Origin of the sequence: Chamaesiphon sp. VAR_69_metabat_338, from assembly GCF_031423935.1 — a bacterium.
Lineage (GTDB): Bacteria > Cyanobacteriota > Cyanobacteriia > Cyanobacteriales > Chamaesiphonaceae > Chamaesiphon.
On sequence record NZ_JANPGM010000654.1, the window covers coordinates 1 to 7,429 of the forward strand.

General features: G+C 49.1%; 6 protein-coding genes. 4 read left to right on the forward strand and 2 right to left on the reverse strand.

Annotated elements, in window-relative coordinates:
- Positions 1-31: 31 nt before the first annotated feature.
- Complete coding sequence (locus RMO84_RS18000) at positions 32-1,081, reverse strand: zinc-dependent dehydrogenase (protein WP_310489815.1); 1,050 nt, start codon at positions 1,079-1,081, stop codon at positions 32-34.
- A gap of 61 nt (positions 1,082-1,142) precedes the next feature.
- Positions 1,143-1,643: a CRR6 family NdhI maturation factor gene (locus RMO84_RS18005; RefSeq protein ID WP_310489816.1), complete on the reverse strand. Its 501-nt coding sequence runs from the start codon at positions 1,641-1,643 to the stop codon at positions 1,143-1,145.
- 477 nt (positions 1,644-2,120) lie between these two features.
- Between RMO84_RS18005 and RMO84_RS18010 the strand changes: the two genes are divergently transcribed.
- The 4 genes from RMO84_RS18010 to lexA all read left to right on the forward strand — a co-directional run bounded on the left by RMO84_RS18010 (position 2,121) and on the right by lexA (position 7,150).
- The gene (locus RMO84_RS18010; RefSeq protein WP_310489817.1) at positions 2,121-4,118 is read left to right on the forward strand and encodes a hypothetical protein; all 1,998 of its coding nucleotides are present in this window, start codon (positions 2,121-2,123) and stop codon (positions 4,116-4,118) included.
- A 25-nt stretch (positions 4,119-4,143) separates the two neighbouring features.
- Positions 4,144-5,373 (forward strand): protein kinase domain-containing protein, encoded by a 1,230-nt coding sequence (locus tag RMO84_RS18015; protein WP_310489818.1) that lies wholly within the window; start codon positions 4,144-4,146, stop codon positions 5,371-5,373.
- A 126-nt stretch (positions 5,374-5,499) separates the two neighbouring features.
- The gene (locus RMO84_RS18020) at positions 5,500-6,315 is read left to right on the forward strand and encodes a M15 family metallopeptidase (RefSeq protein ID WP_310489819.1); all 816 of its coding nucleotides are present in this window, start codon (positions 5,500-5,502) and stop codon (positions 6,313-6,315) included.
- A gap of 217 nt (positions 6,316-6,532) precedes the next feature.
- The gene (lexA, locus tag RMO84_RS18025) at positions 6,533-7,150 is read left to right on the forward strand and encodes a transcriptional repressor LexA (RefSeq protein ID WP_310489820.1); all 618 of its coding nucleotides are present in this window, start codon (positions 6,533-6,535) and stop codon (positions 7,148-7,150) included.
- Positions 7,151-7,429 lie beyond the last annotated feature (279 nt).

A 7,429-nucleotide genomic window follows, 5' to 3' on the forward strand; every position in this document is an offset into this window, starting at 1 on the left:
GAACATTGATGTGGATTTACAATAAAACTGTTTAATCGTTATACAACAAGATTTTGTAAGTTTCGGCTGTTGGTTTGGTTGCCTGTGCCACTGCTTTATCGAGATCTTTGAGATGGTAACGATCGCTAATTAAAGCATCGACATCAATTTTGCGATTGAAGACTAGATCTGCTGATAAAGCTTGTACTCTGAATGATGAACTATAACTACCCATTAAATCGATTTCCCGACGATATAAAACATTGGGATTGATGGGAATTTCTAACTCATCGGGGAATTCGGCAAAGAATAAGATCTTGCCGCCTTTGCGGGTGCAATCTAGGGCTTGGAAAAAGGCTTTGTCGCTGGGGACGGCGAGGATTGATGTATCGACACCCATGCCGTTTGTTAAGGCGTGAATTTTGGCGGTGAGATCGGGATCGCGCGCGTCGAAGGCGGCTTCGGCACCGACGGCGAGAGCTTTTTCGACTCTGGCAGGAATTAAGTCGGTTGAGATGGCTCTGGCACCAAAGTGTTTGACGAGCATAATAAACATTAACCCGATCGGGCCAGCACCAGTAATCAGCACCGTGTCTCCAGCTTGGATATTGGCTTTTTTGACTGCTTTGAGGCAGCAGTTAGTTGGCTCGACAAAACTGGCTTGTTCGTCAGTTACGCGATCGGGAATTGGGATTAAGCCGCCATTACGGACGATGTGTCCGGGTACTTTGACATATTCGGCGAAGCCGCCACCACTGGGGGTAAATCCGGCGGTTGTCGTGACATTTTTGTATGTATCGCACATAGAGTAATTCTCGTGCAGGCAGTAGCTACAGTGCATACAGGGAATATGATGCATCACGACTACCCGTTGTCCGATTTGCCAATTTGTGACATCAGCACCGACTCGATCGATGACACCTGCCGTTTCGTGTCCAAAAATTCGCGGTGGTGCGTAGAGTGGATAGAGGATTTTTTTGATGTCTGACTGGCATAAGCCGACTACCTTCACTTTAACGAGGACTTCGTCGGCGGCGAGTTCGGGGATGGGGATCTCTTCGTAGCTAAGTTGGTTGACTCCGCGAAATACTTGGGCTTTCATGTGTTAGGGGGTAGAGGGTAGGCTTTAGGCTTTAGGTTTTAGATATTGGGACGTTTGCTTTTTATTCCCCGCTCCCCGCTCCTAAATCTTTCGTTTCAATCAATTCAAATAACCCATCGTCTAATTCATACCCTAACATTTGCGTCATAAATTTTAGGCGCGATCGATCGATGATGTGCTGACGATCGAGCCATTCGGTGAGCAAAAATACCCGATGCATCACCCAGATTTCTAGGGCTTCGGGATTGTATTGAATGCCATCTTTGCGGCTAAATTGATGGGGAACTAGCATCGCGACATAGCGGGCGAGTTCTCCGGCTTGCCAATCTAAGATCAGCGGTAAATAGGGATGCAGAGCATCGAGGCGGATAAACCACAGTCGCACTTCGGGGATTTCGGAGAGTTCTCTAGGATCTTGGGGGTCTTGATGGTAGTCGATCGCTAGCTTTAAGTCCAGATTGAATTGTTTGGGATCTGTGGCTAACCAGCGATCGATGGGGGTGACGATCGCGGTTAAGTCTAAGTTTAGGATCTCGCGATCGCTGATGCTAATAGTAGTCATATTCTAATAATTGTCTGGAGTTTGACAAATGGTAAATAATCTTTTATTACTAAACGTAGTTTAAAAGCAGACTAGTAATGGTAAAATCTGGTGAGGCTTGCCCTAAGTCTATGCTCGATCGAGTCTTAATTGTCATTTTATCATCGAATTATTACCTCAAGGCTATACATGTCGGGTGAATATCGGACGATTGCGAACTTTTTGCCGATCGATTCAGTCATAAGTCGAATCAAAATTGGTTTTTGACAATAATCTAGACAATATTAATTAAGACACAGTAAATAAAACTAAACTAATTTCAATTTGGTGGTACGAACATGGTCGAATTTAATGCTGTATGCCTGGGCATCGCTTCGCTCGGGAAGCAGCCACCAGTCCGCGCAGCGAATGCGGCCAAAATAACCAGCAACCAGTTAACTATAAAAATATTTTCTCATCGCGCATTTTAATTATTAATATTTATTTGAAGAGGGAAGTATGCAAAACAGTAAGCGATCGGAATTGTCAACTCAGTTGAACGGGGTCTGGAGAAAGTTTCAAGCTAGGAGAGCGAACGGCCAAATCCCTCCGCAACCTGGAGATCCGGTAACGTCAACGTCGGAGCTAGAGCTAGCGGAAGATAGCACTAATCCGACCGAAGTGGTCGCGATTAGAAACATTCCCGCTCGCGACTTATTTAGCGAAGCCCTGGCCCCGATTAGCAAGCTCAATCTCCCGACTGTCAGTGTCGATCCGTGGTCGGCATTTTGGGCAGTGCTAGCCGCCATGGTCGGTGGCACGGGGATTACGAGTTATTTATTGTTGATTGCCGTACCGCCCACGCCGAGCTGTCAGGGGATCGTGCCGGCTTCTACCGATAGCGAGCGACTGTTTTGCGCCCAAGTGGGAGCAGACACTAAAGAAGTGCCCAAACTACGCGCTGCGGTCGAACTCGTCAAAGACTGGAACGATCGCCACCCTCTCTATCGCGAATCGCAGCGGTTGCTCAAAGAGTGGTCGCAAGACTTAATTCGCATCGGTCGCAAGCAGTTTAATGAAGGCAATATTGCCCAGGCGATCGCCACGCTCCGGATCGTCCCGATTACCAGTCCCAGCTACGATCTGACTCAAGAAACGATCGCCAAATGGTCGATTCAGGCTCAAGATAGTGCGGCGATCGATAGTAAATTTGCCGCAGCCATCAAAGGTGGCGATTGGGGTGAAGCTTTTGCGATCCTGCAATCAGTTCAGCGGATGCGGGGCAACTATTGGAGTGCTTTTAAGCACGATCGAATGGCTTCTAAGCTAGCCAAAGAACGGGATGCTTGGGAGAAGCTTCAAGAAGCCAAAGATGCCCTCGTCAGCAAAGATAGCGATGGCTACAATGAACGCGCTCGGCGGATTGAATTAGCCGTCAAAGCCGCAACTCACAAACAAGGTAAAGACAAAGTAGTCGAGGCACCATTGCCAAATCGACCCGAACCGATCGTGACGGCGATGAAGCTAGCCAACCAAATCGATCCCGCGACTTACGTTTATCATGAAGGGCAAACCTTGCGGAGTAAGTGGAGCAAACATCTGATGCAATTGAGCATCGGTGCCTACAAAACGCAAAACTTTAATGAAGCGATCGCGATCGTCCAAAAAGTGCCTCAGGATGTATCGGTGTACCAAGAAGCTCAAGATTGGGTCAAACTCAATCAAGCACAGGTATGGGCGAATAAACGCCACACCCTGGCGATGCTAGATGCGATCGCCCAAGTCAAAAAAATTCCCAAAACCAGCTCTATTTATACCCTGGCACGGACGCAACGATCGCAGTGGCAAGGGATGCTCAAACAGCAAACCCAACTCCAATGGGCGAAAACGATCGCCAGCTTCCAGCAACCGGCCACCTTGGCAATGGCGATCGATACTGCCAGACAAGTTCCCGCCGATAGCGAAGTCGGTAAAACCATCCAGAGCGATGTCGAAACTTGGAGTCGCCAGATCGAAACGATCGACAATCGGGTGATTCTCGCTAAGGCTAAGCAGATCGTCAGTCGGGGTGAGACTCTCATCAATCTCAAGGCTGCTGTCAAGTTGGCGGGGAAAGTTGGTAAAGATCGCCCGTTGGGTGAAGAGATTACCGCAGATGTCAGCGGCTGGACTGAAAAAATTCAGACGATCGAAGATCGCCCGATTTTGCTCAATGCCATATCAACTGCTCGTCTAGGCAATTTGTCCCAAGCGATCGAGATCGCCGATCGGATCGTTCCCGGTCGATCGCTCTACGCTGAAGCCCAAGCGGAAGCCCGCTACTGGCGATTGGAACTCCAAGAGATTGCCGATCGCCGTACCCTCAATCGGGCGATCGAGACTTATCGTCAGGGCAAAATTTCGACCGCGATCGACTTAGCAACGACGATCGGTCGGCGCAGTCCGGTCTATAGCGATGCGCGGACTTATGCAAGTGAGTGGCGATTGCTCTTGACACCGAGGTCGGCACGTAATTAGGATGCGATAAGTTGCGACTAGTTACATGAAAAATATCCACCTGTCGTTGTGGGAGGAGCACCAAAGTCACAGCTTACAGCAGTGGCAATTTAGTCCCCCCGCACCGATTCAGATCGGTCGATCTCCAGAACGGCAAATTGTCATCGATCGACCGTCGATTTCGCGCCTACATGCCACGATTACCTTTACTAGCTTGCGTCACGGCGGCGGATATTGGGAACTGAGCAATCTTAGTGTCAATGGTACTTTCGTTAACGGGGTGCCGATTGGTAGCAAAGCAGCACGGGGCGAGCAACGCGTGTTATTGACCGATGGCGATCGGATTCAATTTGCCCAAGCCCAGATCTATTTGAGCGTGAGCTTCTTGGAAGTTGTGCCGATCGTGCCGCCGGTATCGATCTCACCAGTGCTATGTCAGCATCTAGATAATCCGCCAGATGCCCTCTTCTGCACGCACTGCGGCCAACCTGTCAGCGTTACCCACCAAATTCACCAATATCAAGTCCTCAAAACTTTGGGGCAAGGTGGCATGGGCACCACTTATTTAGCCTGGGATGGGACTAAAATGCTCGTCCTCAAAGAGATGAATGCCGATATGGCACTCATCCCCAAAGCGCAGGAGTTATTCGAGCGCGAAGCCAAAATCCTCCAAGGTCTGCACCATTCTGGGATTCCCCAGTACTATGATTTCTTCGTCGCCTCTGGCCGGAAATATCTGGCGATGGAGCTAATCCACGGCCAAGATTTGGATGTATATGTGATGGAGCGGGGCAAGGTTTCCCTCTCGCAGGCGATCGACTGGATGGTGCAATTGTGTGAGATATTGGGCTACATTCACCAACAGCAGCCACCCCTGATTCACCGCGACGTCAAACCCGCCAATATCCTCGTGCGGACGATCGATCGGCGGATCTTTTTACTCGATTTCGGTGCTGTCAAAGAAATCGGCACCCTCGGCAGTACCAAAATTGGCGCGCCCGACTATATGGCACCCGAACAAAATAACGGTCAACCTTGCACTCAGTCAGATCTGTACGCGATCGGGCCGACCTTAATTTTTCTCATTACCGGGCGCAATCCAGCGGATTTTATCGAACTAACTCCAGACGGCTATCGGTTTAATCTCTCTTCTATTCCCATGATTTCTCCACAACTGCAAGCAGTCATTACCAAAGTTACTCAGCGACGACCGAGCGATCGGTATCAAACTGCCGCAGATTTAATTGCGGCACTTCAATCGATCGGTGAGAAGTAGGGGATCGAACCCTGCCCACCCTGGGCATACTAGAACCAAAGAGATCCACATCTCGAACATCTTTTAGTGTTAGTCATCAGCTATCATGTCAAAATGCAATATAGTCGTCGCAACAGGGAGCAACCGTTGAGTAAGTCAGATCGGTCTAGACCAGCAGATAAATCGGCTCATCTAGGAAAAGCCGAAGACATCCCAGCAGCCTTGCGGGATGGTAGCAAAACTCGATCGAATGACGTCACCAGTGTTGAAGTTCCAGGAATACCAAAAGGGATTATCGCTGGACTTATCGGGCTATTAGTGGCTGGCGGTGGCACGATGATGTGGTTGAACCTGACCCGCGCTACCCAACCGACCACCCCAGCGATCGCCAGCACCAGCGATCCTAACAGTGCGGGAACACCAGCCACAGACAACGCCACACCTGCTGCAGATAACGTCCTCAACCATCTCTCCTATACTGAGGCTCCTGATGCCGAATTAGTGTCGATCGGCAGCGGTTATCGGTTGCGCAAAGCAGCGGCAGCCAAATTTCAAACGATGGTCGCGGCAGCGCGATCGAGTGGCGTGAATATTACGACCATTTCCGCATTTCGATCGGTCGAAGATCAAAAACGACTATTTTTCGGCGTTGGTGCCGAACGCGGCCAACAACCGCAAAAACGTGCTGAAGTCAGCGCACCGCCCAAATATAGCGAACACCATACTGGCTATGCGATCGATCTTGGCGATAGCTCGGTACCGGCAACCAATTTAAACCAAAATTTCGATACTACGCCAGCTTATAAATGGTTGAAAACCCACGCTGCCACCTATAGTTTCGAGCTATCTTTTCCCAAGGATAATATCCAAAAAGTCAGTTATGAGCCTTGGCACTGGCGATTTGTTGGCGATATTAATAGTCTGGAAACCTTTTATAAGGCGCACAATCTCCAACCTAAGTAATGCAGTTAAAGTCGATCGGCTCCAAATCTTGAGGTCGATCGCCGCTCAGTAGCTGACCTCAAGCCAGTTGTAGCTAAGTTTTGCTACGCGATCGATTGCAATTGCTCCTGCCAAATTTCCAGATCGGCGAATTTATTTACATAATTACTAACAATTGAGTAGACTTAAATAGTACGAGAGATCTATAGTAGTTATATATTGAATTTGAGACGAACGCATGATGGAATTAACTAAAGCCCAACAGGAACTCTACGATTGGTTAGTCGATTATATTCGCGAACACCAACACGCCCCATCGATTCGTCAGATGATGCAGGCGATGCAGCTCAAATCGCCCGCCCCGATTCAAAGTCGCCTCGAACATCTGCGCAACAAAGGTTTTATTGAGTGGGCAGAAGGTAAAGCAAGAACGATTAAAATCCTCAAGTATGCGGCTAGTGGCGTGCCGATCTTAGGGACGATCGCCGCTGGCGGGTTAGTCGAACCGTTTACCGATACGATCGATAAGTTGGACTTAGCCCCAATTTTTCACCAGTCCGACTATTTTGCCCTCCAAGTCATGGGCGATAGCATGATCGGGGATTCGATCGTCGAAGGCGATATGGCCATCATGCAGCCAGTTAAGGACTCAGCAGATGTCAAAAATGGGACGATCGTGGCTGCCCGCGTGGAAGGTCAAGGCACGACGCTCAAACGCTACCACCGTCAGGGCGAGAATATCACTCTCCAAGCGGCAAATCCTAAATATAAACCGATCGAATCCCAAGCCCATCTCGTTCAGCTTCAAGGCATTTTAGTTGGCGTGTGGCGCGGTTATCAATCCAATAAACGTTAAGTTAACGAGCTGAAAAAATTCGGGGTAGAGGTAATGTCTTGTCTCGCTGTCTTGACCCAAACACATGCGGAGGGAACCTCCGCGTGATTTGGGTCGCTAAACCGTCGGGGAACATAGGCGTGCGCGAGCCGCTTCATAAATTACCTCTACCACGAATTTTTTCGCGAGAACTAATATCTTGCCGATCGAGTACAATAGCACCTAATATTTCAGCTAGAGAGCTTCTTGTCCCCTCACGCCCGTTCTGATGAAACTAACATTTATACTCGACCCGATCGC

Coding starts and splice junctions, on each gene's coding strand:
- RMO84_RS18000 (WP_310489815.1), bottom strand. CDS start 1,081: ATGAAAGCCCAAGTATTTCGCGGAGTCAACCAACTTAGCTACGAAGAG.
- RMO84_RS18005 (WP_310489816.1), bottom strand. CDS start 1,643: ATGACTACTATTAGCATCAGCGATCGCGAGATCCTAAACTTAGACTTA.
- RMO84_RS18010 (WP_310489817.1), top strand. CDS start 2,121: ATGCAAAACAGTAAGCGATCGGAATTGTCAACTCAGTTGAACGGGGTC.
- RMO84_RS18015 (WP_310489818.1), top strand. CDS start 4,144: ATGAAAAATATCCACCTGTCGTTGTGGGAGGAGCACCAAAGTCACAGC.
- lexA (WP_310489820.1), top strand. CDS start 6,533: ATGATGGAATTAACTAAAGCCCAACAGGAACTCTACGATTGGTTAGTC.